The organism is Vibrio marinisediminis (assembly GCF_014050145.1).
GTDB lineage: Bacteria > Pseudomonadota > Gammaproteobacteria > Enterobacterales > Vibrionaceae > Vibrio > Vibrio marinisediminis.
Genome location: NZ_JACFYF010000001.1, coordinates 184540 through 206602, shown reverse-complemented (window position 1 = coordinate 206602; position 22063 = coordinate 184540). Strand labels below are relative to the sequence as shown.

The 22063-nt window shown below is 42.5% G+C and carries 23 protein-coding genes; 18 read left to right on the top strand and 5 right to left on the bottom strand.

The features are described from left to right. Positions 1-44 precede the first annotated feature (44 nt). From H2O73_RS01045 to H2O73_RS01035, 3 genes are all read right to left on the bottom strand, one after another. On the bottom strand, positions 45-611 hold the full coding sequence (locus tag H2O73_RS01045) for a hypothetical protein (protein WP_246335801.1): 567 nt from the start codon (positions 609-611) through the stop codon (positions 45-47). Then, entirely contained in the window at positions 574-1113 is a 540-nt protein-coding gene (locus H2O73_RS01040; protein ID WP_182105663.1) for a YaeQ family protein, read from the bottom strand. Before H2O73_RS01040 ends, H2O73_RS01045 begins: the two co-directional genes overlap by 38 nt. Positions 1114-1184: 71 nt before the next feature. After that, positions 1185-1394, bottom strand: a complete 210-nt coding sequence (locus H2O73_RS01035; RefSeq protein ID WP_182105661.1) for a cold-shock protein — start codon at positions 1392-1394, stop codon at positions 1185-1187. A gap of 896 nt (positions 1395-2290) precedes the next feature. Here H2O73_RS01035 and H2O73_RS01030 point away from each other — a divergent pair. The 6 genes from H2O73_RS01030 (at position 2291) to H2O73_RS01005 (ending at position 6037) form a co-directional block, all read left to right on the top strand. Next, positions 2291-2641 (top strand): NADH:ubiquinone oxidoreductase, encoded by a 351-nt coding sequence (locus H2O73_RS01030; protein ID WP_182105659.1) that lies wholly within the window; start codon positions 2291-2293, stop codon positions 2639-2641. A 179-nt stretch (positions 2642-2820) separates the two neighbouring features. Continuing rightward, positions 2821-3987 carry a D-alanyl-D-alanine carboxypeptidase family protein gene (locus H2O73_RS01025; protein WP_182105657.1) on the top strand — a complete coding sequence of 389 codons (1167 nt, stop codon included), beginning with the start codon at positions 2821-2823 and terminating at the stop codon, positions 3985-3987. Between the two features lie 244 nt (positions 3988-4231). Continuing rightward, complete coding sequence (locus tag H2O73_RS01020) at positions 4232-4576, top strand: helix-turn-helix domain-containing protein (RefSeq protein ID WP_182105655.1); 345 nt, start codon at positions 4232-4234, stop codon at positions 4574-4576. 118 nt (positions 4577-4694) lie between these two features. Beyond that, positions 4695-5366, top strand: a complete 672-nt coding sequence (locus tag H2O73_RS01015) for a DUF3313 domain-containing protein (RefSeq protein ID WP_182105653.1) — start codon at positions 4695-4697, stop codon at positions 5364-5366. Between the two features lie 168 nt (positions 5367-5534). After that, positions 5535-5750, top strand: a complete 216-nt coding sequence (locus H2O73_RS01010; RefSeq protein ID WP_182105651.1) for a DUF3820 family protein — start codon at positions 5535-5537, stop codon at positions 5748-5750. A gap of 41 nt (positions 5751-5791) precedes the next feature. Beyond that, the gene (locus H2O73_RS01005) at positions 5792-6037 is read left to right on the top strand and encodes a hypothetical protein (RefSeq protein ID WP_182105649.1); all 246 of its coding nucleotides are present in this window, start codon (positions 5792-5794) and stop codon (positions 6035-6037) included. Between the two features lie 110 nt (positions 6038-6147). Here H2O73_RS01005 and H2O73_RS01000 read toward each other — a convergent pair whose 3' ends face one another. Then, the gene (locus tag H2O73_RS01000; RefSeq protein WP_182105646.1) at positions 6148-6825 is read right to left on the bottom strand and encodes a tRNA (adenine(22)-N(1))-methyltransferase; all 678 of its coding nucleotides are present in this window, start codon (positions 6823-6825) and stop codon (positions 6148-6150) included. A gap of 721 nt (positions 6826-7546) precedes the next feature. Here H2O73_RS01000 and H2O73_RS00995 point away from each other — a divergent pair. From H2O73_RS00995 to H2O73_RS00940, 12 genes are all read left to right on the top strand, one after another. Next, complete coding sequence (locus tag H2O73_RS00995) at positions 7547-8749, top strand: aromatic amino acid transport family protein (protein ID WP_182105645.1); 1203 nt, start codon at positions 7547-7549, stop codon at positions 8747-8749. A gap of 332 nt (positions 8750-9081) precedes the next feature. Further along, complete coding sequence (locus tag H2O73_RS00990) at positions 9082-11028, top strand: tetratricopeptide repeat-containing diguanylate cyclase (protein WP_182105643.1); 1947 nt, start codon at positions 9082-9084, stop codon at positions 11026-11028. 427 nt (positions 11029-11455) lie between these two features. Then, positions 11456-12334 (top strand): N-acetylneuraminate lyase, encoded by an 879-nt coding sequence (locus H2O73_RS00985; protein ID WP_182105641.1) that lies wholly within the window; start codon positions 11456-11458, stop codon positions 12332-12334. Then, a complete protein-coding gene (locus H2O73_RS00980) occupies positions 12328-13242 on the top strand; it encodes an ROK family protein (RefSeq protein WP_182105639.1) in 915 nt (304 codons plus the stop codon). Before H2O73_RS00985 ends, H2O73_RS00980 begins: the two co-directional genes overlap by 7 nt. Further along, complete coding sequence (locus H2O73_RS00975; RefSeq protein ID WP_182105637.1) at positions 13239-14459, top strand: enolase C-terminal domain-like protein; 1221 nt, start codon at positions 13239-13241, stop codon at positions 14457-14459. Before H2O73_RS00980 ends, H2O73_RS00975 begins: the two co-directional genes overlap by 4 nt. Next, positions 14456-15376 (top strand): NAD(P)-dependent oxidoreductase, encoded by a 921-nt coding sequence (locus H2O73_RS00970; protein WP_182105635.1) that lies wholly within the window; start codon positions 14456-14458, stop codon positions 15374-15376. Before H2O73_RS00975 ends, H2O73_RS00970 begins: the two co-directional genes overlap by 4 nt. 16 nt (positions 15377-15392) lie before the next feature. Next, entirely contained in the window at positions 15393-16364 is a 972-nt protein-coding gene (locus H2O73_RS00965) for a sialic acid TRAP transporter substrate-binding protein SiaP (protein WP_182105633.1), read from the top strand. A gap of 49 nt (positions 16365-16413) precedes the next feature. Further along, positions 16414-16926, top strand: coding sequence for a TRAP transporter small permease (locus H2O73_RS00960; protein WP_182105631.1), 513 nt, complete (start codon positions 16414-16416; stop codon positions 16924-16926). A gap of 11 nt (positions 16927-16937) precedes the next feature. Then, positions 16938-18203: a TRAP transporter large permease gene (locus H2O73_RS00955; RefSeq protein ID WP_182105629.1), complete on the top strand. Its 1266-nt coding sequence runs from the start codon at positions 16938-16940 to the stop codon at positions 18201-18203. A gap of 39 nt (positions 18204-18242) precedes the next feature. Then, on the top strand, positions 18243-18701 hold the full coding sequence (locus H2O73_RS00950) for a NanQ anomerase/TabA/YiaL family protein (protein ID WP_182105627.1): 459 nt from the start codon (positions 18243-18245) through the stop codon (positions 18699-18701). Further along, a complete protein-coding gene (locus H2O73_RS00945) occupies positions 18698-19597 on the top strand; it encodes a dihydrodipicolinate synthase family protein (RefSeq protein WP_182105625.1) in 900 nt (299 codons plus the stop codon). The genes H2O73_RS00950 and H2O73_RS00945 overlap by 4 nt, the downstream gene beginning before the upstream one ends. A gap of 103 nt (positions 19598-19700) precedes the next feature. Further along, on the top strand, positions 19701-20405 hold the full coding sequence (locus H2O73_RS00940) for an FCD domain-containing protein (protein ID WP_182105623.1): 705 nt from the start codon (positions 19701-19703) through the stop codon (positions 20403-20405). Positions 20406-20471: 66 nt separating this feature from the next. Here H2O73_RS00940 and H2O73_RS00935 read toward each other — a convergent pair whose 3' ends face one another. Further along, a complete protein-coding gene (locus H2O73_RS00935) occupies positions 20472-21716 on the bottom strand; it encodes a DEAD/DEAH box helicase (RefSeq protein ID WP_182105621.1) in 1245 nt (414 codons plus the stop codon). Positions 21717-22063 lie beyond the last annotated feature (347 nt).

The following is a 22063-nucleotide window of genomic DNA, read 5'->3' as shown; positions in this document are numbered from 1 at the left end:
TGAACTAAAAAAATAGCGCCATAATAATAGGCGCTATTTTTATTTTACCGAAAGAGATTTTTCAACCAATGGATAAAACCATGAGTTTCTGATGCCTGTTGGGTGACGTTTTTGCCTTGATAAAAGCTGGCCATGAAGTCAGTTCTTATCACTTGAGTATCGCCTCCTTTGAGGCTCACTAAGGTGGCTGCGGTTTGCTCCGCATGATCATTGGCGAGGCTAAAATCCATGTTTAAATAGCCTTGCAGATAGAGCCACAGGTGAGTCACCAAAACGAGTTGCTCGCCATCTTGGTAATGAAAGTTAGCGGCATGCTCCTTTCCTAACTGCTGCTCAAAGGCTTGGTTCATTGCAGCGACAGAGCTTCGATGAGCTTCGATTTGGCTTAACGATTCAATATGCGCTTTTGTCAGTAACCCCAACAAGTGCTGAGAAGCAGCCCTAGTGGGTTTTGCATGTTGAACCTTTTCGAATAAGCCATTGTTCCCTTGATAAAACTGCTGCCATTGTAATGACTCAAAGTGAACGCAATTAAGCTGGTCTGCTTTGATGTCACAAATGGCTTGCTTTAAATCAATCATGGCTTTGTAGTGTTTCCCATGTGATTTCATGCGAACTATCGCTACTGTCAACGAATAGGCTATTACCAGTAATCATTACTGACAATTCCATTCCTCGTTGGACACTCTGTGCCAAAGCGTCAATTTCAGTATCGTTAAAGCGATGGATTGATGCGTTAAGAGCTGCCAACTTACTTTTGGATTGGTTCCACCACACATCAGATTTGCTGTTAAAGGCATAGATGTGGACTTCTTTTGCTAGACGTGTCGCTTTCTTTACTCGATCCACCGCTGGCTCGCCGACTTCAATCCACTGCTCTAGCGTACCGTCTAATGCTTTTAGCCAAAGATCCGGTTCTTCTATGGTCGATAGACCTTTAGTAAAAACCAACTCTGGAGAAGCGTTTAGACAAAATGCCATCACGCGAGCCATCATTCGAGACACTGTTTCTGAAGGGTGGAGAGCAATTGTGCAAGTAAGTGAATCGTAGTAATCACGATTGGTATCAGAAAGCGCAATGCGGAATTTATATATTGTTGGTTTGAGTGCCATATTTATGAGTCACCAGAAATGAAAATAGCCAGCTAAATTAGCTGGCTATTAAAATCGATTTTGTCGACAAATTAAAGAACTTTGATGTTCTCAGCTTGTGGACCTTTTTGACCTTGAGTAATTGTGAATTCAACTGCTTGGCCTTCAGCTAGAGTGCGGAAACCGTCGCCTGTAATTGCACTAAAGTGTGCGAATACGTCAGGGCCGTTTTCTTGCTTAATGAAACCAAAGCCTTTAGTTTCGTTGAACCATTTTACTGTACCAGTCACTGTATCTGACATCTGTCTTTCCTATGAATTTCTCTGTTACGCCTAAGCGGCACGGATAGCGTGGAAAAGGAGATTGCTATTGCGCACGACGTCACGATAGAAACATGTCAATTCCAACGAAACGGCGTTCTAGACAAGAACCGTTTTCTAGCTAACACCAGTCTAAGGTTTAACCAATCTAAGTCAATAAAATTCAAGTGAAAATAAATTGATAATTTGAACTAAATATCGACTCGAGTAAATTTTACCGTATTTTAATAGATACTCACTTACTGATTACTCAAATTACTGTTTATTGGAATGAGAACTGCATGACAAAAATTAAAAGAAAGTGTGATGCATATAACATTCATTTATTGAGTTTGGTTTGATTGTTGAAAATTAATTTATATAGAGCGGTTCTAATTCATTTGTAATTAATATTGCTATGAGTTGTGGGTATGCAAATATTTAGAGTGGTGATGATTTCATCCATTTGCGTCAATGTGAACATTACATTTTGTGCACTAGAGGTGGAAGGTTAGCCACTCATTTTGAGCAGTGCAAAGAGCGCTAATGGACTCGATTTAGAGTATATAGTCAAAATTAGCAAAGCTTCATTTTTCCTTCTCTTGACGATAGCGCTTGTTAATCGTCACATTTTTGAACAAATTTTGAATTGAAATAATGATAACAAGTTGTTAATGAATAATCCTTTTTTATGATTCTAATAACGTAAGTTGCAGAATAATAAGGGGTAAGTAAAGTTTTATTGTTAATAAAATGTTTCTGTATTTGATGGGTAAAAAATAGCCAAAAAGAGTGAGTATTTAGTGCTTGAAATTTGCGGATTTGGTGAGAAAATAGCCGCAAAATGAGTTTTCAAAAATGAAAGGATGCTTTTTTAGTTACTTTTAAAGGCTGCAATTATGAAACTAGTTCTGATTTTAATGGCATCACTCTCTGCTGGCGGAGCCGCTTCAGCTGATCACCTCCATTCATTTATGTTGGGGCTTGCCGTAGCATCACTTGCGGTGGCAAGTTGTTATTGGTTTGCATTTAGAACGACACGCTACCCTCAATTAGCGCTAATCTTGCTCATTTGCGGATTGCTGTCTAAATTGGTCATCACTGTCGCTGGCGTAGCATTCGGCATCTCGGCTGAATTAATTACATCACCTTTGGTGTTTGCGCTTTCTTATTTGTATTCTTCGTTGGTAGTCACTTACTTGTGGTTTACTTATCGAGATTCCATAACGAAAACCCCTCAAGCCGCTTAAATATTTCCCCTAAGAGCCAGCATTTATGCTGGCTTTTTTATGCAGCGAGCACTGTTGCATATTCTAGCTCACAATTCTTTGCTTCAATTCTTGAGTAACAGTAACTAAGCGTAACAGAGCGGCTGAAAGCGCCTACGCTTTCAATATACTGAGTTGAATCTTTTAATTGGTAGAGTGTCATGGAAACGAAACGTCTTATACAATCGGCTTTGTTAGTAAGTGCCTTCAGCTCTGCAGCTGTTTTTTCTGCACCCTCTATTACACCGGATCCTCCCATTATTGGCGCCAAAGGTTACATACTAATGGATTACAATACTGGGCAAATATTGGTAGAGAAAAACGCGCATCAACCGTTGAACCCAGCAAGCTTAACCAAGTTAATGACCGCTTATGTCGCAGGACAAGAGGTTAATGCGGGCAATATCGCTCTCGATGACCAAGTGACCATTAGCCAAAATGCTTGGGCTAAGAATTTTCCCGACTCCTCTAAGATGTTTATAGAGGTGGGTACATCAGTCTCATTAATGGATTTGTATCGTGGTTTGGTTGTTCAATCTGGTAATGATGCGAGTGTTGCTATTGCTGAGCATGTTGCCGGAAGCGAAGGGGCTTTTGTTGGTTTAATGAATAACTGGGCAAAGCGCTTGGGGCTCAACAATACAGCATATACCAACCCTCATGGGTTAGACAGCGACGGTCTATTTTCTACGCCCTATGATATCGCCGTATTAAGCCAGGCGATTATTCGTGATCTGCCCACAATCTACCCTCTCTATAGTGAAACATCGTTTGCCTATAACGGTATTACTCAATACAACCGAAATGGTCTGCTAAGAGACAGAAGCTTAAACGTTGATGGGATGAAGACGGGTTATACCAGTGGCGCGGGTTACAGTTTAGCGACATCAGCCACCAGTGGTGAAATGCGTTTGATTTCGGTGGTAATGGGCTCAAACAGTACCAAAAGCCGTGAATCGGAAAGTAAGCAGTTACTTAGCTATGGATTTCGATTTTTTGACACGGTCCGCGCAAGCGAACAAGGTAAAGCGTTGAGTGAGCCGCGTCTGTGGATGGGGCAATCTGACAGCTTGAAAGTTGGAACACCAGCAGATATTTACATTACCTTGCCTAAATCGGATGTCGATAAAGTGGAAGCTGAACTGGTATATGATGGCGATCTAGTTGCTCCGATCAAAGCGGGGCAAGTGATCGGTGAAGTTATCTATACCGTTGCGGGCGATCCGGTCGCCAAGTCAGAATTAACGGCGCTGGAATCAGCAGAAGAAGGTGGGATATTTAAGCGAATCTTAGATTGGTTCAAAATGTTGATTGCGAGTTGGCTATAATTATCACTTTAATATGAAACTATAACAGGCGAGCATTTATGCTCGCCTGTTTGCTTTCTCACCTAAAATATACATCTTATTTCATCGATAACAGGTGTTGTGGCACGTCTTGATGTTTTTTACCGTAAATCTTAACGTGGCTTTACCATACACTGACAATACCTGGCGCTTTTTCGACACAATGCGCGACAAATATTTATAACAGTTATTTTTAACTGCGCAGTGTAGAAACAGGAACTCATTTATGGAATTTACCGCTAAAGACAGTGAAGCGTTATATCAAGTTTGGATGTCACAAAAATCAAAGATGCGTCTAACACAAATGGAATTTGCCAAAAAATTGGGAATCAGTCAGCTTGAGTTCTCAAGTATTTTACGTGGTGAACGCCCGCTCTCTATGCCTTTTGTATCTCGCTTTTGTCACTTGCTTAATTTAGAGTCAAATCGTGTTATTCCTTCGCTTCGCTCTATACCTGAGGTGAAAGAGGTCTACCTGGAGAGCCGTATGACCGTAGATGGTGAGATCAAGCGCGCTTATATTGATGGCAATCAGGTAGTGGTGGAGTACCTTCATCGAGTGACTCACTGATCTTAAAACTGATAAGTTCGGCGATATTTTTGGTCAAAGCAATGACCTGCTCTTTTATACGGTATATCATTCTCTAATGTGATTAAGGAATATAGTTAAAGAATGAGGAATACAGAGAATGAAGAGCATTAAAGCCTTAATGTTAGTGAGCACCATGAGCGTTCTATTTGGCTGCACTTCTGGAAGCATCCCCAAAGCGACAAAATTTACGTCTTACAGCGATTTTACTCAGGGTCCAGACGGAGGAGTTGATCTTGTCTGGGCCAAGATTGGGCTTAGAGATCCACAGAGATTAAAGGCTAAGTTGTCAAAGTATGATTCTGTTGTTATCGACCAAGTGTTTGTGGTGGCAGATGCAAGCAGTATTAGTGAGCAGGAGATCGAGCAACTGACGCACTATACGATGGATCGAATGAAACAGACAATTTCTCCCTACAAAGCCATAGTCGATCAGCCAACCGATAAAACACTGCGCTTGAGTATTGCATTGAGCAATATTGAAACCCCCAACCCTGTACTTGCGGTTACCAGCAGTGTTCTGCCAGTTGGATTAGCTATTTCAACCATTTCTAAGGTTACGACGGGAGAGCACACTAACGTGGGTAGCGCGAGCATAGAGTTGCTTGTGAGTGATGCTGTAACAGGGCAACCATTGTTTGCGGCAATTGATCGTCAGGCGGGGAATAAAGATCTATCAACCATGATTGACTCAATAGATGATGCAAAAGATGCCATAGATTATTGGATTGAGCGCTTGAACATCACTTTGACTGGTTGGCAGCAGCCATAACCGTTTGAAGGAAAAAGGACTGGGCTAACGTGATCCTTGGTCGTTTACTATGCGGTGGTGGCAAGTGCCCGGTCGCCGAGCTCTGCCCTTGTCTTATAATAGGGCTTTAGAGTCGATGAAGAACAATGTTATTCTCTAACTATTAATCGTTCGATGTGATCCTATGTAATGTTAGATAAGCAAAACCTATTGAAGCTAGCTCGCATGCAGATGCCATTTGGTAAATATGCAGGGCGTGTACTTATTGATTTACCTGATGAGTATCTACTGTGGTTCGAAAAGAAAGGTTTTCCAGAGGGTGAGCTAGGGCAATTACTTCAGCTTTGTTTAGCGCTAAAGATCGAAGGTTTAGATAGCGTGGTAAAGCCACTTAAAAATATGTAATCTGCCACAGAAACGCCCCATTTTTAAATAAAAGACTTACTATGAATTTTGATATCAATGCACTGAAACACCACCAACTGGTCGAAGATGGTCAACTAGAAGGGTGTTACATTCATCAGCCTGCCCAAGGTAGCCAGCAAGGTGACAAAGCTGTTTTGGCAGAACGCCAAGCGTTGGAAAGTATGGGGTATAAGGTAATACAGGTTCAAGCTAAAGGTGAGGTAACAACGTTTGCCGAGGCGATGCAAATGTTTGCCAAGAAGACAGGTCACCAACCCAAGCAGTAAGCAAATGTAATTTGCCACAGTCCCTTAAGGTCTTCCACTAGACCATGTGTCTGGAATCGATAGACAGGTTAGGGGCAGTTATATATGCCCCTCCGCCTTATGTATGACCCTCACAGTACAATGGATTGATATGAATCAATGATTGTCTGCACGTCTCTTTTTCGACCCTGCTGTATGCGAGTGTAATGATTTAGCGTTTGCTGTAAGTATTCATTGTTGATCAATAACTGCGCTTGTGTTTTTGCCTGCCAAATTTTATTGCCAACTAAACTGACGACATTCTCTCTTTTCTTTGAGGGGGAAGAGGCATAGATGATTTCATAAAAGCGTTGGTTCTCTTTTATAAGTCGTTCATCCATCAAGCCAAAGTTAAGCTGGTTAAGCGCATAGCGCAGCTTAAACTGGTGGTGAACAGGGCATAAGAGGAAATCGATGTCTAGACAAGCGTATTGTTGATTCAAGCTTTCAATAAACTGGGTGATCAAGTCGCCGCCAACTCCAGCAATTATGACTAAGTGCTTACCTTTAAATTGGTCTAAGGGAAGCTTAGTGACATCCATACAGTGTACATGCCAATTTGATGCAGATTGATGGCAGTAGCTCTGTAGTTTGCTTTCTACTTCTTGCATCAGGGTTGGAACTATATCGATAAAGTGAACATCAGCGGCGGCTTGTTTTTTAAGTAAAGCCATTCCCAGAAAACCGTGGTCACAGCAACAATCCCAGATATGGTCATAACCTGAGCCGACAAGTTGTTCAATGTGTTTGAGTCGTTTACTGAGTTTCAATGGATGTACACCGTCATAACAAAACCGGCGTATTGTAATGATTTTTTGCACCTTGGCTAGCCCCGCATTGAATGCACAGTGATTTGCTTAGATGAACGAGGTGTAAACTTCTGTGACGTAGGTTTAGTTGTTTAATTCTTTTCGATGGTGCATTTATTTAGGTGACTTTTTTATTTTCCAATCAAAAAAGCAATTTGATGATCTGAATTTTATAAATTAACCAGTTTGATGAGTAATTATCGTTTTAAACCCAAAAACAGAGAAAATTTAAATTCAACTCAACGAATCGTATTACTTATATAGTGATAGTGGTGGTAAAATAAATGTGAATAGTTTTTAAGTTATATCGAGTGTTTATTAATATTTTGGTAAATAAAATAAACGGCTAATGTTCTATTTTTAAGCGAATTGAATTGTAAAAGGGCTATAAACACTGACTGTAAAAAATAATGTACAACTTACAGATACTCGTTTCATATCTAAAAAGTGTTTGCAGCGTCCCACTTATCATCTTTGATGCAAATTTCATCATTCATTGCTAGTCATTTACCTCTTATTTTTATAAATAAAAGAGAATTGATCTCTCACTTTTATGCATTTATTCTGTTGTTTTTTATATACAAGGAAGTCAATTATCTTTATTCGATTAACTCTTTCCTAATTGAATAATGCGCTATTTAATAGATGCCAGTACCTACTGTTAATAATAAAAAGGCAACATATGGAAATAACTACAACAACATCAACGAATAGCACCTCCAAGGTGATTGGCGGCGGTTTGATCATCGCTGGTACATCAATTGGTGCTGGTATGCTTTCTATCCCGCTGATGTCAGCTGGATTAGGTTTTGGCGTGTCATTGTTACTACTTTTTGGTTTCTGGGCTTTGATGACTTATACGTCAATGTTGATGCTAGAAGTTCACCAACATGCTGATAGTTCGGCAACCCTACACACACTTTCTTCTAAATTTTTAGGTAATCCAGGTAAAATTGCCGCAACAATCGCTACGTTCATGCTTTTGTATGCACTATGTGCAGCATACGTTGCAGGTGGCGGTAGCAACATGGCAACTCGTCTAGACCAGCTAACTGGTATTCAGATTCCTGCATGGATGAGCTCACTAATCTTCGTTACTATCGTAGCGGCGCTTGTAGCAGCTGGTACAGCGGTAGTTGATAAAGTAAACCGTGTTTTGTTCGGCGCTATGATGTTAGCAATGGCAGCGGTACTTGTTTTCTTGAGCCCTAATATTTCAGGCACGTTGCTAGCTGCTTCTCCAGAAGGTTGGGGTCTATTCTTCGCAGCGCTTCCTGTAATCTTTACCTCGTTTGGTTTCCACGGTTCGATTCCTTCGATCGTTACTTACTTCGAGGGTGAGACTAAGAGCCTACGTACAGCAATGCTTATCGGTTCTTGTATCCCTCTAGTGGTTTACATCTTCTGGCTAGCATGTACTCTTGGTGTGGTTGAGCAAAGCGTACTAATGGAGAACGGTGAACTAGGTGCGATGATTGGTGTTCTAGGTGAAACTCTAGGCAGCTCAAACATTGCAGTGATGATCGGTCTGTTTGCTGACTTGGCACTAGTGACGTCTTTCCTGGGTGTTTCCCTAGGTCTATTTGACTACCTACGTGATACAACGAAAGACAAGCTAAAAGGCAACCGTATCTCTGTAGCACTAATTACTTTCTTACCACCACTAGCGTTTGCTTTGTTCTACCCACAAGGCTTCATCATGGCTCTAGGTTACGCAGCAATCGCTCTAGTTGTAATTGCTATCTTCCTACCAGTGCTTATGACTATCGCTTCTCGTAAAGTACACAAAGAAGCTCACTTCTACCGTGTTAAAGGTGGTCCAATCGCAATGGGTGCAGCAACTCTTTGTGGTGTAGTAATTATCCTAGCTCAGTTCATCGCTTAATTTGGCGATTAGCTAGACCAATAAAATAAGCAACTAATTAAATGCCGTTCACGAAAGTGAGCGGCATTTTTTTGTCTTTAGCGGGGCTATCCTTTAAGCATTAAGTTACTGACTTTGTGCATAACTCAGAACAGTTCAAACTCGCTATCAATTGAGTGAGCAAATTTAGAAAGTAGCATCAATTAAATAAAGTTAATGTAATGAGATATTAATGGGGGAAATGGCTTTTTTTTATTTGCTAAATTAGTCGTATGTTTCAGCTTTATTACAAAGACTATAATGAGATACAATCGAATCGAATTGGATATTAACGGTAAGGTCGTGTCTACCAGATGCTAAAGAAAACCACATTTAGTTTACTGATCGTGCTCCTCTCTATGCTTATCGTGGTAACGATAGACGCGTTTTTGCTTAAAAATAGCCATGTTGACTCAAATGTGGCATTGATTTCTATCCCTAGCCCTGAAAAGCAAATTCTCGCGATTGATGAAAAACATCCCCTCATTTCTATTCTAAATTTATCGAATTCAAAGCCACAACAAGCGCAGCAAGTTTTAGATGACTGGAGTAAAGCGTTAGCACGCAAACCTGAATTGATTGAATTAATTTATCAGCTATGGATCCAACGAAACGTCGCGAAAAGTCACGAGCAGTGGGAAAGTGTCGCTCAATATGATCACGCCTTGTTCGAGTTAGCAACGCAACAACAAATCACTTGGTTAGAGTCAAAGCTTTATACCGAGCGTGCCTTCAAGGCTTTGAGACAAGATGCTTATCATGAAGGTCTTGTGAACATCAAAAAAGCCATCGCGCTGGCAGAGAAAGATCAAGCGGGCTTTATATTGCTGGAGGCGTACAACACGGCTGGTATTCTCCACAATGCTTTGAATCAGCTGAAACAGTCGCAGCTCTATTTCAGTAAAGGTTTAGAGCTGGGCAGTAAGTACCCGAACAATGAATACAATGGTCGATTCAACAATAATCTAGGCTTGTTGTTTGTGCACTTAGAGCAATGGGATAGAGCGACCGAGTATCTATTGAAAGCAGAGCAGTTCTACCGCACTCCCGGTCAGCTTATGGAGAATCGACTCACTGTCATCTACTTCAACCTATCCTATGTTCACATCGAATTAAATAACGTTGATAAGGCGACGGAATATTATGAAAAAGCGATGGAGTACATTAACGATGATACATCTCGGTATTTGCATATTGTTTCGTTCAAAGCCAAAGGACGAGTCGATTTACTGGCGGGTAATGCAGTTGACGCTGAACAGTCGGCATTGCAATGCCTTGGTGATAGCGACATTGGTCAATACCCTAAACAAATGGGTATATGTTTGTATTTGCGCTCCCTTGCTCTATTTGACCAAGGTAAAGAGAATGATGCGGTCAAGGTATTATCGGAGAGCATTGGCGTATTCAAACAGATTTCACACCATCGATGGTTAATCCGAAGCAACCTGTTATTGGCTGAGATTTTCGAAGCGAGTGGTGAATATAAGCAAGCGTTAACTGTCTATAAAAAGTACCACGGTGAAGAGAGAAAGCAGATCATCAATGAGTTCCATGCGTTAGAGACGGCATTTGAAGTGAGATCCATTGCAAAAGAGCGTGACTTGCTCGGTGTCCAAAATCAATTAAAAGATCTCGAAGGGCAACTCACCGGTGATCGGTTTAAAATTCTGACTTTGTGGCTGGCTGTAGTATTTATTGTAACGCTTTGGTTTGTATCACGCTCGGTGATAGATAGACGACAGAACAGACGCTTACATGATTTGTCTTACCTTGATCCGCTCACTGGCGGTGGAAACAGAAGGCTTTACTACCGAGAGTTACGTAAGCCAGAAGTGCTTGATAAAGAGCAACAGTACCGCTTGGTGATGGTGGATATTGACTGGTTTAAACGTATTAACGATAGCTATGGACACGAAGTGGGGGATGAAGTTTTAGCGGATGTTGCGCTAAAGTTGAAAGCGCAAATTGAATCCGATGAACTGTTCATTCGCTGGGGAGGCGAAGAGTTTTTACTGCTTGTCAAAGACCGCCCAGATTTCAGAATGTACTCCCAATCACTAGTGAGTGCAATCAATCGTTCACCACTCAACCTCTCCCAACAGAGCTTGGCTGTTACTGTGTCTATCGGTGCCAGTGGTCCTTGTAATCTTGATCAACTAAACAAGGATTCAACAGCGTTTTCTCTGGCTGATAAATGTTTGTATAAGGCGAAAGAGCAAGGTAGAAACCAATACGTTGTAGCCGAAGATTTGCTCTATTAAGCCAATCTCTACTCCCGATATTTATACTCATCCTTACAAGACATACCACCCGCAAATAAACAGCAAGAGCCAGTGTATCTGCTGGCTACTTGATTTGTTGCTATGCAAAACAAAAAACTTCCCTCAACCGTTTATGCTGAGCCACTTGGTTTAACTGGCTAAACCCAATACGGCATGATTAGATTTTTCAGAGAATGACTATCATCTAAGTGACTGTATTTTATATTTATTATTGGGGGTTTCCCGTAATAATTACCGCCTTAATCATGCTCATCAAATCGCGAAAGGTCATTGAACAATTGCAACTGCGATCAAAAAACAAACGCATTGATTGTTTATTGATCGCTAAATGTGATCGCTGTCTAACACTATACTGGTATAACAGGTATAGTGAGTGGAGTTAAAAATGAACAATTAGGACACATCAATGGATTTCTCTGGTTTTTATGCTGCGACACTTACTCCATTTAACCAAGATGAGAGTATCAATTACGAAGACTTGCAAAAATTGGTGCAGTTTAACTGCGATTCTGGTCTTAAAGGTCTGTATGTAGGTGGCTCAACGGCCGAAGCATTCTTATGCAGTACCGAGGAAAGAATTGAATTACTAAAAGCCACTGCGGAAGTGACTACCAGTTCAAACATGACGTTAATTGCGCATGTTGGTGACATCTCAACCAAGAAGAGTGAAACCTTAGCTAAAGCTGCTGGCAATCTTCCTTATGATGCTATCTCGGCGGTGACACCGTTTTATTATCCGGTCGGTTTTGAACAATTGAAAAAGCATTATTCCGATATTGTGCAAGCGGCAGGTAAGCCGATGATTGTTTATAACTTTCCTGCATTTTCGGGCATGAGCTTAAACCGAGACCAAATCAGCGAGCTACTGAACCTTGACGGTGTAGTCGCGTTAAAGCAAACCTCTGCCGACTTGTATCAAATGGAGCAACTGACTCGCGGCAATCCAGATAAAACCGTATTCAACGGGTTTGATGAGATTTTGGCTTCAGGTTTGGTTGCTGGGGCGAAAGGTGGCATTGGTTCAACATACAACATTCAAGCTGAGCGTATATTAGCGATCAGTACAGCGATAGAAGCGGGTGATGTGGTTAAAGCAACTGCTCTGCAACGAGAAGCCAATCAAGTGATTGATACCTTGGTTAGCGCAGGTGTTATCCCAGGTCTAAAACATGTCCTTAAATTGAAAGGTATTTTAAGCTCAGATAGCTGCCGTCGACCTATTAATCAAGTTAGTCGAGAAAACCAAGCCAAACTCGCACAATTGGTTGAGGCTGGCTTATGCTAATTGGTCTTGATATCGGTGGGACCAAAGTGGAGGGGGTGATCGTATCCCCTCATGATTCCCAAGTTGTGCACCGCTTACGTGTCGATACGCCAAAGACTAACTATGCGGCGTTTCTCGCTGCGATTAAGCAGGTGATCAATACCCTATTGCAAAAGGAAACAATTCAATCCATAGGGATTGGCTGTTGTGGCTCAATTGAACGAGCGACAGGCAAAATGCAAGGCGCAAATATTCTGTATCTCAACGGGCAAGATTTTTTGGGAGACTTGCGTTCAAGCTATTCTATTCCGATCGCGCTCACCAATGATGCGAATTGCTTAGCAATATCTGAGTTTGAATCAGGCGCGGCGCGGGAAGCGAAAGGTTCTTGTCTTGCAGTCATCCTTGGTACGGGCTGTGGCGGTGGTGTGGTTATCAATGGCAACATCGTCGATGGTGAGCATGGCTTAGGCGGAGAGATAGGTCACAACCCATTACCCCATTATGCGCCTGAAATTGATGGACCACAGGAGCTTTGCTATTGCGGCTCAATGAACTGCAATGAATCGTTTGTCTCCGGTACAGGCTTTGAACGAACTTGGGCTTTGAAACACTCGCCACGTACTGCAAAACAGATATTTGCCGCGTATAGCGAGGGGGATGAACAGGCAATTAAGCATGTGGAATATTACTGTGACTGTTTGGCAAGAATCCTGGGTAACATCGTTAATATCATTGACCCAGAAGTCATTGTCTTAGGTGGCGGCGTTTCCAATCAAGACGCTATCTACCCCTTAGTGCAACAGAAACTCAGCCACTATACCTTCAGTAAAAAAGTCTCAACTCCGGTTGTGAAAGCGATGCATGGTGACTCAAGTGGTGTACTTGGCGCAGCGTTCTTACCTTTGATGAAGGGAATGATTGAATGATTTATGTGAAGAACATTCGCCCGATTATTTTAACTGGTCAGTATGGCTTTGAAGGGTGTGCTGAAAACCAATTGCATCTTCCTCTAGGGTTGCGCTGTTGTTCAATGGTTGAGATCACTTTGAGCAACGGCTTGAAAGGAATAGGTGAAGGGTATTTAGGGGTATTTGCACCTGAGGTCTTTTGTGCCATTACCGATCTTATTGCACCAGCAATTGTTGGCGAGGATGTTTCTTCCGGTTACCAATCGATTATAACCAAAGCAAAAAACATGACGGCGTACTGGTCATTACAAGGCGCCGCGCAACATGTGATTTCCGCTATCGAGATCGCATTAGTTGACGCCTATGCCAAATGCCAAGGCGTTCCTGCTATCGAGCTATTTGGTGGAACAAAGGTAGATTCAATCGCCATGTATGGCTCGGGGGGCGATTCTTTGCATCCCCAATATATGTTGCAAGAGCTTCAGCAACTCGCTGAACGTGGTATCAAAACCATTAAAATTCGTGCCAGACACAATCAAGTGGATAAAACCGTGTGGACGATTAATGCCGCGAAGCAATATGGCATTAGAGTCGCTGTTGATATGACGCAAAATTTAGCCGTAAACGGACAAACACCAGAGCAAGTATTGGCGTTTTGTCAGCATGTAAAGCAGCGTACTGGGGAATCATTGGTATTTGTTGAAGAGTGCCTAGGTTTAGACAAGCTTCCGCTATTACCACAGCTTTCAGAACTGCAAGATGTTTGTGTGGCTGGTGGTGAGATTGTAACCACCAAAGAAGAGTTGTTTGAACGAATTGATCGCCGTTACTACAACATCGTTCAGCCAGATGCCTCAGTCATTGGCGGCATAGAAAGTACCATTGAGGTTTGTCGCTATGCACAAGGTGCGGGCGTGAATGCTGTGGTGCACTCATGGGGTGGGGCGGTTGCCATGATGGCGAATTATATCGCCGCATTTTCCGCCAACTGTGATCTTATTGAATACCCAATGCCGAATTTCGAGCTACGTAACGCGTTGTTTGATTTTGATAGCTTGATTGAAGATGGAAACCTGAGCTTGCCTGATTTACCTGGTATTGGCATTGAGTTGAGTGAAGAGGTTGAGAAGACATATGGCTACAAACCAGAAGGCATATACCATTGCTTCCCGTTGCCTGATGGGGTGAGCGCTTTAGAAAAAAGCCATCTGAATTGGCAAGAGGATTTGCGATGAGAGTATATGTACACCCTGTCCTTAGTGAACAAGAGAAGAGTTACTTTGTCACTCATGCTGATGAGTCGCTTGAATTTATCTTTAACAACGGCAGTAGCGAGTTGGAGCAATGTAAGGATGTTGAATTAGCGATAGGAAATTTCGATACCGATTGGATTGGACAGATGGAGCATTTGAAAACCATTTTGCTCGACTCTGTGGGCACCGACAATTTTAATGGCTACTGCTGGGCGACTGATAGCAAAATTACGGTTCATAACCTGAATGATTTTTTTTCTGTTGCCGTTGCAGAAGAGGTGGTTGCCAATCTTCTTTCCATTTATCGACAACTCCCCGCGTTAAAGCTGGCTCAACAGCAATCGTTATGGGTTAAAGATGAGCTGAGACCTAAAAAACGCCTTGTATCAGACGCAAAAGTTCTGCTTGTAGGGTACGGCAATATTGGTCGCCAAATAGAGCAACTGCTAACCCCTTTTGGGTGCCATATTTCTAAGTTTGATCAAAAAGAAATGCGACAAGGTGGCAAAGCCCTTTTGCTAGAAAACGTATCTGAAAGCGACATTATTATTTCCACCATTCCAGCAAATACCGAAACGCTGCGTATTTTTGATTCCGCACTCTTTTCGGCAATGCGTCCCGCAGCGACGTTTTTAAATGTCGGTAGAGGGCAGGTTGTCGACGAAGCGGCGCTTTATGTCAAAGCCGTTGAAGACTTAAGTTTTAACGCCTGTTTGGATGTGACAACTCAAGAACCTTTGCTGCCAGATTCAAATTTATGGCAGCTAACCAATGTTCACCTAACTCAGCACACTGGTGGTGGGTCGATGGATGAAAACTATAAGAAAATTGACATTTATATAAGTCAAATCAAGCGTTTGTTAAGTAATCAATCGCTTAACAATACGATCCAATTCTAAAAAGGATAATTAGAAAATGACGATGAAAACAACCCTAAAAATCACTGTTATCGCTTCTGCTTTATTGGCAGCTAATGTATATGCAAAAACGGAGTTGAAAGCGGGCTTTAATGAAGCCTACAACAGCCCAATTTACCATGGCATGGTGAAAGCTTCGCAAGAGCTAGAAAAGCTCTCTGGTGGTGAGTTAACGATGCGTCTGTACGAAGGCGGACAGCTTGGTAGTGTGCATGAAATGCTAGAGCAAGTTTCGCTTGGTGAACTTGACCTTTCTATGCAGGTATTTGGTGGTTACGCTCAATATGTACCTGAGCTTGGTGCGCTAGAGACGGCTTATATTGTTAAAGATTTTGACCACCTGAAAAAGATTCAATCGAGTGAGTGGGGTAAGAAGGTTCGTGCAGAGCTAGAAGATAACTTCCAAATCAAACCGATCGACAGCTGGTATTTTGGTGTTCGTCAAACTACGTCAAACCGTGCCATCAACTCAATTGAAGACATGAAAGGTCTCAAACTGCGTACACCAAATGCGAAAGCATTGATTGATTACGCTAAGGCAACCAGTGCTATCCCTTCTCCAATTGCTTATGCGGAAGTATACCTAGCGCTACAAACTAACGCGGTGGATGGCCAAGAAAACCCTATCCCTTCTATCGAAGCAATGAAGTTCTATGAAGTACAAAAGTACTTAGCGATGACTAACCATGTGGTTCAAGACCAAACGCTTTCGATCAACTCTGAGCGCTGGAACGATCTTTCAGAGCAAGAGCAGCAATGGTTAATCAAAGCGTTGAAAGTGGGTGGACAAGAAGCGGAACGTCGAATCAATGAAAACACTGAAAAGCATCTTGAGCTGTTCAAACAAGCGGGAGTAACAGTGACATACCCTGATTTAGAACCATTCCGCGCAGCAATGAAACCTTACTATGCGGCACTCGATAAACAGTATGGTGAAGGATTTACCCAAACTCTGATTGACGCGAAGTAACTGTGCTTGTAGCGGGGTATTGTGCCCCGCTACTGAATAGGATCCAACTATGTATAAGATAATTACTAAAATGGAATTGGTCGAAAAATACCTTTCTATTTTCCTATTTTTACTGATGTTGTCGGTAATAACGATCCAGATCATGAGCCGATACTTTTTCAGTTTTGCTATTCCTTGGACGGAAGAACTCTCGCGCTGGCTCTACATCTACATTGTGTTTGTCGGTGCAAGCGAAGCTATCTCACGTCGTGACCATATTGCAGTTGATATTGTACCTAACCGACTAGGGAATAAATCAGGCTTGATTCTTGATGTGTTGATCCATGGGTTATTTGCCGTTGTTTCACTGATCATTGTTCATCATGGTTATATTTTTGCAGAAAGGATGGACCGTTTAGGTTCCATTACGATGGATGTACAAATGTCAGCGCTATATGGCGCCGTACCGCTTGGTTTTATCTTGGCTTTCATTAAATCATCATTAAATGCCGCGATTTCGATATCTAAGCTGATTCAGCCACAAAGTGGCAATGCCACCGTTACTTCCCATCTATGTAAATAAAGGTAATCGCTATGTTTGGTATTTTTGGCGGCTGGGGTGCACTGTTAGCAGTGGGAATGCCAGTTGCGTTTACGCTCTATGTTGTTTCAATCATTTACCTGCTTATGAATGGAGGCATTGCGCTCGCTTCGCAGAAAATAATTGCCGGGTTGAACTCATTTCCGTTGCTTGCGGTACCCTTCTTCATTTTTAGTGGTCTGTTGATGAACTCTGCGGGCATCACGGACAAAATGTTCAAATTCGCTCGTGACTTAACCGGGCATTTAACGGGGTCTCTTGGTCACGTTAACGTTCTAGCAAGTTTGCTGTTTTCTGGTATGTCTGGCTCTGCTCACGCAGATGCGGGCGGATTGGGGCAGCTAGAAATAAAAGCGATGCGTGACGAAGGTTACGATGATGGCTTTGCGGGTGCAATTACCGCAGCATCGAGTGTGATTGGCCCATTGATGCCACCTAGTATTCCCATCGTTATCTATGGTGTTATGTCGGGGGCTTCAATTGGCGCTTTGTTTCTCGCCGGCGTTGTTCCTGCACTATTGTGTGCCGCATCTTTGATGGTGATGGTGTACTTCATCGCGAAGAAGAAAGGCTACCCAGTTTACCCACGCGCGTCGTTCAAAACGATCTGTTATTCCTTCAAAGACGCGTCGCTCGCTTTGTTAACACCAGTACTGATTATTGGTGGTATTTTTTCAGGAATTGTTACACCGACAGAAGCGGCGGTTGTTGCTTCACTTTATGCGATGTTTTTAGGTTTTGTTGTCTACCGCGAGTTGACCGTTGCACGTTTTCTGGAAGTGGTACATGAATCGGTGAATACCTCAGCGGTAATTGGGTTTTTGATTGGCGGTGTGGGTCTGTTTGGCTATGTCATCGTCAAAGAAGACATTCCGCTAAAAGCAGCAGAGTTGTTTTTGCAAGTCACGGATTCACCTTTAATATTCTTAGTGCTGGTATCAATAATGCTCTTCATTTTAGGTGCGTTTATTGAAACCTTAGCTCTGCTATTAATTTTGATCCCAATCTTACTGCCAATTACCGTGCAACTTGGTATTGACCCTGTGCATTTCGGTATCGTGGTGGTGATGAACATGATGCTTGGGATATTAACGCCGCCCATGGGAGTCTCGCTATTCGTAGTCGCAAAGGTCGGTAAGATCCCATATGAAGTGTTAGCACGTTCAGTTTTAATATTCCTAGTGCCACTTATTGCCGTGTTAGCAATGATCATATTGTTCCCGCAGATGGTTATGTTTCTACCTAACTATTTTCTTTAATTTGCAGTAGGCAGCAGCGCGTAATCACTGCTGAGTAAAATGATAATTGCAACATTAGATCGTTTGTCTGAAGACAAAATATTTGGAGAGATAATTCGCCAAGTCATTGCGGAAGATCTTAACTCAATGCCTGATGGTATCAATCAGATCAAAGGGGATGATGTTTTTGTAAATCGAATTCGTGGTAGTGCGCGGGCGATTGAAGATTCAATGCTAGAACTGCATAAAGAATATATTGATATTCATCTTACCTTGTCAGGGTATGAAACCATCGGTTTTGGCATCCAGCCAGAGTCTGAATCATTTATGCAGCGACAGCCGTTTGAAAATGATTGCGAGTTGCAGGCGGAAGTAGTGAACGAGCAGTTTGTGACTCTCGAGCGCCAGCAATATTGTGTGTTTATGCCTAGAGAGTGGCATCGACCGATGGTTAAGCACGCCTGCCATGCTGATACTGTGGACAAAGTAGTGATTAAGATAAGAGCATCAATATTATGATTTCAGGAAACTGGGCGACGTTATTACTGCCAATCGACGATGAAAAGATTAACTTTGGTCAGCTTGCTGAACAGATTGATTACTATATTGAAGCGGGTGTCGATGGCATTTATTCCAATGGAACCGCTGGTGAGTTTTATACACAATCTGAAGTGGAATTTGAGCAGATTAGCGAGCTGTTAGCTGAAAAATGCCACCAAGCGGATATGCCGTTCCAAATCGGCGCGAGTCATTGTCATCCGCAAGCGGCAATTGAGCGAGTGAAGTTTGCTGCAAGCTTGTCTCCAACGGCAATTCAAGTGATTTTGCCAGATTGGTTCCCATGCTCGTTTGATGTAGCAAAAGTTTTTCTAGAGAAAGTCGAGCAAGCCGCAAGCGGCATCGATATCGTGTTATATAATCCGCCGCATGCAAAAGTAAATCTAACGGCTGATGAGTTGGTAGGGCTGTACGATGCAGTGCCCAATTTAGTTGGGTTCAAATTGCCGCGTATTACGCCAGAGTTGGAGGCGAGTGGTTTAGCCTCAAGAGCTTCAATTTTTGTTGCGGGGCACTTTTTGGCGACAGATGCGTATAAAGGCGCAAAAGGCGCGTACTCAAATGTGTGTTGTTTGAACCCAATGGCGACACAAACTTGGACTCAAGATTGCTTGGCTTTAAACCCAAGAGCTTTGGAACTCGAGAACCGAATTCAACAGTTTATGGCACAGGAAATCGCGCCCTATATTACCGAACAAGGATATTGTAATGCCGCCGTTGATAAATTTATGGCGGCGCTTGGGGGCTGGTCAGGCATCTCATCCACAATGAGATTCCCTTTTGCCACAATACCAATGCGCGATATTGAGCATAAATTGAAAATACGGAACGAACTATTGCCTGAATTTAAGGCTTAGACAAAAATTAGTTATATAAAACTGGTTGATATTTGAATGTCGTGGTTCAATTGGGCACATCTGTACCCGCGCGATAGAATACATTGATATAGAGGAAACTCTGATGGGGTTAACTGCCTTTCCATTGAAGCCAATGAAAAAAACTAAGCTATCCGATAGCGTTGCTGAAGAGTTGGAAAAGCTGATTATAAATAATACGTTGAAGGAAGGAGACACTTTACCTTCTGAACGTGAACTGATGGCTGCATTTGACGTAGGTCGACCTTCGGTGCGAGAAGCTTTGATGAAGCTTTCTCAAAAAGGGTTGGTGGAAATCAAAAGTGGTGAGAAAACGCGAGTAACGAAACCTTGTACTGAAACGTTGATGAATAACGTCTCTGGCTTGGCGATTGGCTTATTATCTCAGAAAGATGAAAAGCATCAGTTTGAGCACTTGAGACAGCTATTTGAGATTGCGATTGTAAGAGAAGCAGCATTAGTGCGTACTGATGCTGATTTGGAAAAACTGCGTGTAGTCTTGGAGCAAAACAAATCACATTGCGATGATTACGACGCATTTGTCAGCTCTGATATTGCTTTCCATCGCTGCATTATCGATGTGATCAAAAATCCGATGGTTTCGTCGCTGTATGAAACATTGATTTCTTGGCTGATACTGACGCGTAATCCAACGGATTATACGCCTTATCATAAGCAAAACTATCGTGAGCATGTGATGATCTTTGATGCGATTCAAGATAAAGATCCGAATCGAGCAGAGCAGTGTATGCGTGAACACTTAGATGCGGTGATGAGAATTGAAAAATAGCCACCCTAGCTAACCAATGTTCTACCCAAGAGCCGATTGATATCGGCTCTTTTCGTATTGGCTATCTTATTTAGAGCGTGAGACTGGCTTACTTGCTTTGCCTTGGAACTGTTTGATGCTCTTTTTATTATTGGTTCGGCGGTTGGCTTTTTTATCGCGAGGCGCGCGTTTGCTTTCTCCCGTCGAAGGTTGGTCTGTCACAGGAAAACCGTCGAGTGCTTTGAGTGGCAGCGCTCTTTGAGTCAGTGTGCGAATCGCGTTGAGGTTGTCTGTTTCACCATGGCAGACCAGAGAAATGGCCATACCTTGATTGCCTGCTCTGGCGGTGCGTCCAACGCGGTGTACATAAACTTCTGAGTGAGAAGGTAATTCAAAGTTAATCACGATAGGCAATTGTTCAATGTGAATGCCTCGAGCTAAAAGGTCGGTAGCAATCAATACCTGAGTGTCGCCTTTTTTGAATTGCTCTAGTGCTGCTTCGCGCTCTGCTTGGGATTTATTGCCATGCAGTGAAGCTGACGTGATACCCGCTTTATTGATTTTTTTAGTTAGGTTATCTGCATTGTCTTTGGCACCAATGAAAACCAATACCTGTTGCCACTTATTTTGTTCAATAAGGTGAATCAATGCTTTGGTTTTACTGCCTTTATTCACTAAATAGAGGGTTTCTGCTACATCTTGATTAGTGCTGTTTTCTTGGTGAACCGCAAGTCGCTTAGGGGCTGCCATTAAAAGCTGACTTTTCTGTTTCAGCTCATCGGAAAAAGTCGCTGAGAACATCGCAGTTTGGCGACCTTCGGCTGTTTTCCCCGCAATACTTTGTACATCCTGCCAAAAGCCCATGTCTAACAATCGATCTGCTTCATCTAAAATCAGTAGAGAGATCGTATTTAGGTCGAGTGAGCCATCATTGATGAGGTCAAGTAAGCGCCCGGTGGTGGCAACCAGAATACGAGGTTGGTGCGTGAGGGCTTGTTGTTGGATTGTTTTGTCGATCCCCCCGCATAAGCAAAGCGTATGCACGCCCAAAGAGGCGCCTAACTGCTCAAGCGCATTGCTGACTTGGATAGCCAGCTCACGTGTTGGTACAAGAACCAAACCTTGCTGAAGTTCATTGGAGCTGAGGATTTGCTGCAGCATCGGTAAGCCGTAAGCCAAGGTTTTACCACTTCCCGTATTTGCCTGCGCTAAAACGTCCTGTTTTGCTAAAAGTTCTGGGATCGCCAGTGATTGAATCTCTGTTGGAGTGCGTATGTCATTCGGTAGTGCTTTGATGAGATCAGCACTAAGCGAGAGAGAAGAAAATGACATGATTTTGTACCTTTATTAAAAGAAGAGTCAGCGCAGATAAAGCCGCGGTCTCGAACTGTAGCATATTCCCTGTTTTTATAGGTAAGCCTTTAAATTCGCCGCAGGCAAAGTGATGATGTTTCAGGCTGGTGAAGCTGGCTTGGACGCTAAAAGCGACGTTAGCCACCCCAATAAGATGAATAAAAAAGGTCAATGTGTAACGATTGCTTATCACGTTTTGCTGCGAAAAAGCTCCGACCACTACTCAAATTTAGCCAAATTAATTTGTTGGATATCACAAAAAATCCCGATTGAAGCACGTGTTTTTTGTTCCGTATACTCAGAGCATCAACAGTTTATTTTTAAGG

Bases quoted from the DNA above. Each gene is read 5' to 3' on its own strand.
- H2O73_RS00940 (WP_182105623.1), top strand. From the start codon at position 19,701: ATGGGGTTAACTGCCTTTCCATTGAAGCCAATGAAAAAAACTAAGCTA.
- H2O73_RS00980 (WP_182105639.1), top strand. From the start codon at position 12,328: ATGCTAATTGGTCTTGATATCGGTGGGACCAAAGTGGAGGGGGTGATC.
- H2O73_RS00975 (WP_182105637.1), top strand. From the start codon at position 13,239: ATGATTTATGTGAAGAACATTCGCCCGATTATTTTAACTGGTCAGTAT.
- H2O73_RS01030 (WP_182105659.1), top strand. From the start codon at position 2,291: ATGAAACTAGTTCTGATTTTAATGGCATCACTCTCTGCTGGCGGAGCC.
- H2O73_RS01025 (WP_182105657.1), top strand. From the start codon at position 2,821: ATGGAAACGAAACGTCTTATACAATCGGCTTTGTTAGTAAGTGCCTTC.
- H2O73_RS00960 (WP_182105631.1), top strand. From the start codon at position 16,414: ATGTATAAGATAATTACTAAAATGGAATTGGTCGAAAAATACCTTTCT.
- H2O73_RS01015 (WP_182105653.1), top strand. From the start codon at position 4,695: ATGAAGAGCATTAAAGCCTTAATGTTAGTGAGCACCATGAGCGTTCTA.
- H2O73_RS00945 (WP_182105625.1), top strand. From the start codon at position 18,698: ATGATTTCAGGAAACTGGGCGACGTTATTACTGCCAATCGACGATGAA.
- H2O73_RS01045 (WP_246335801.1), bottom strand. From the start codon at position 611: ATGAAATCACATGGGAAACACTACAAAGCCATGATTGATTTAAAGCAA.
- H2O73_RS01040 (WP_182105663.1), bottom strand. From the start codon at position 1,113: ATGGCACTCAAACCAACAATATATAAATTCCGCATTGCGCTTTCTGAT.
- H2O73_RS00955 (WP_182105629.1), top strand. From the start codon at position 16,938: ATGTTTGGTATTTTTGGCGGCTGGGGTGCACTGTTAGCAGTGGGAATG.
- H2O73_RS00970 (WP_182105635.1), top strand. From the start codon at position 14,456: ATGAGAGTATATGTACACCCTGTCCTTAGTGAACAAGAGAAGAGTTAC.
- H2O73_RS00935 (WP_182105621.1), bottom strand. From the start codon at position 21,716: ATGTCATTTTCTTCTCTCTCGCTTAGTGCTGATCTCATCAAAGCACTA.
- H2O73_RS01010 (WP_182105651.1), top strand. From the start codon at position 5,535: ATGTTAGATAAGCAAAACCTATTGAAGCTAGCTCGCATGCAGATGCCA.
- H2O73_RS00950 (WP_182105627.1), top strand. From the start codon at position 18,243: ATGATAATTGCAACATTAGATCGTTTGTCTGAAGACAAAATATTTGGA.
- H2O73_RS00985 (WP_182105641.1), top strand. From the start codon at position 11,456: ATGGATTTCTCTGGTTTTTATGCTGCGACACTTACTCCATTTAACCAA.
- H2O73_RS01005 (WP_182105649.1), top strand. From the start codon at position 5,792: ATGAATTTTGATATCAATGCACTGAAACACCACCAACTGGTCGAAGAT.
- H2O73_RS01020 (WP_182105655.1), top strand. From the start codon at position 4,232: ATGGAATTTACCGCTAAAGACAGTGAAGCGTTATATCAAGTTTGGATG.
- H2O73_RS01035 (WP_182105661.1), bottom strand. From the start codon at position 1,394: ATGTCAGATACAGTGACTGGTACAGTAAAATGGTTCAACGAAACTAAA.
- H2O73_RS00990 (WP_182105643.1), top strand. From the start codon at position 9,082: ATGCTAAAGAAAACCACATTTAGTTTACTGATCGTGCTCCTCTCTATG.
- H2O73_RS00965 (WP_182105633.1), top strand. From the start codon at position 15,393: ATGACGATGAAAACAACCCTAAAAATCACTGTTATCGCTTCTGCTTTA.
- H2O73_RS00995 (WP_182105645.1), top strand. From the start codon at position 7,547: ATGGAAATAACTACAACAACATCAACGAATAGCACCTCCAAGGTGATT.